Genomic DNA, 1746 nt, shown 5'->3' with positions numbered 1-1746 from the left:
GCACGTCCACCAGCGTCTCAAGCTGAAGCTCCGAGCCCGCCGCCTTTATTGCCCGCGCGATATCCTCCGTATAGGCGGTCTTGCCCGCGGTCGATATTTCGGCGTAGTAGTTGTCCTCTTCCGTGAGTTTGTTCTCCTGCAGCCACACCTTCCATTCGCTGTCGTTCATGGTTTATTCCTTATATAGCGCCGTTCCCCGGCGCAAGAGTGGGCGAACCCGCGTCCGCCTCTCCCGCGCCCGTATCAGTATATGGCATTATCATGCGCATATACGGCATTAGTACGCGGCGATTTCTCCCGCGCCGTCTTGCGTCCCGTTCCGTATACCCGCCCTGCTATTACGACCGAACCTCCACGCCCTTAAACTTGGCATTGCCAGTTGCGGCAAGCCAATTGCTGTATGGATTGTTTATTTCGGCTTTCAGACGCTCTTTTGCCGCTTTGTCCGGCACGAAGATGGTGAACCCCGACTCGGTGTCCTTACCAGCGTCATAAAACACCTCTGAACCAAACGTCGGCGGCTCTGTTCCCAAGACGAGCGATTCAAGACTATGGCAGCAAGCTAACGCTTGGTCCCCGATATTTGTTGCTTGCGGCAGGTTTATTTCGGCAAGCGCATAACAACAACAAAACGCACGGGCTCCAACGTTTGTTGCCTCTGGGAGGTTTACTTCGGCAAGTTTGTTACAATTAGAAAATGCATAATCTCCGATACTCGTCGCTTTCGGAAGGGTTACTTTGGCAAGCGCAGTACAGCCACAAAACGCACGGTCTCCAACGTTCGTTGCCTCTGGGAGGTCTACTTCGGCAAGCACAGTACAGTTATAGAACGCTTTGTCCCCGATATTTGTCGCCTTCGGGAGGGTTACTTTGGCAAGCGCGGTACAGCCACAAAACGCTTCGTCTCCGACGTTCGTTGTCTGCGGGAGGTCTATTTTGTCAAGCGCGGTACAGCCCCAAAACGCTTCGTCTCCGACGTTCGTTGTCTGCGGGAGGTCTATTTTGTCAAGCGCGGTACAGCCCCAAAACGCGCCGTCTCCAATGCTCGTTACCTGAGGCAGCTTTATTTTAGTAAGCGCGGTACAGCCGGAGAACGCATAGTCTCCGACGCTCGTTGCCTGAGGCAGGTCTATCTCGGCAAGCATGCGGTAGCGAGAAAACGCATAGCAGCCTACCGTCTCTGCGCCGTTTGCCTTGAGCGTTTTGAGCGAGGCAAAAGTAGCAGCGAACGCGTCCATCGCTATTTCCGTAACCGTATCTGGCAGCGCGAGCGACACGACCCTGTCCGTACCTTTGTCCTTATACCGTTCCCACACGGTCGGACCGGTACAGGCGCTCAGGTCGAAGGCGACATATTTGCCCGCCTCGCTGACAGCGGCAAACAGTTTATACACGTTCACTGACGACAAATCGACGCCGGACAGCTTCAACTGGATAGGTTCGGCAGCGGAAGTTCCGCCTGACTGTTCGATAAGATACGCTTTCATATCCGCGATAAATTTAAACTCCTGCACAATATCCTCCATAATGTATTACTCTTCCCCGGCGCAAGAGTGGGCGAACATACGTCCGCCTCTCCCGCGCCTGTATCATCGGCACGAGTATAGCACAGGTGCGGGCGTATAGATAGGCGGAGGGGGCATTCGCGCCCAGTTGCCTGCCGAGCGGGATTAGTTGCGGGCGGCTTCTCCGTGCACGGGGCTACCGAGCGGGCTTTGCGGCGGTTTCCACTCTATCAGTCTGCCG

General features: G+C 55.3%; 1 protein-coding gene. It reads right to left on the bottom strand.

The window, feature by feature from the left end; genetic code table 11:
* Nucleotides 1-338 precede the first annotated feature (338 nt).
* Nucleotides 339-1514: a leucine-rich repeat domain-containing protein gene (locus AWU74_RS05325; RefSeq protein ID WP_238580179.1), complete on the bottom strand. Its 1176-nt coding sequence runs from the start codon at nt 1512-1514 to the stop codon at nt 339-341.
* Nucleotides 1515-1746 lie beyond the last annotated feature (232 nt).

It is taken from the genome of Treponema endosymbiont of Eucomonympha sp. (genome assembly GCF_001028545.1).
Note: the sequence above shows the minus strand (reverse complement) of the source record. Positions and strands in the feature narration are given on the sequence as shown.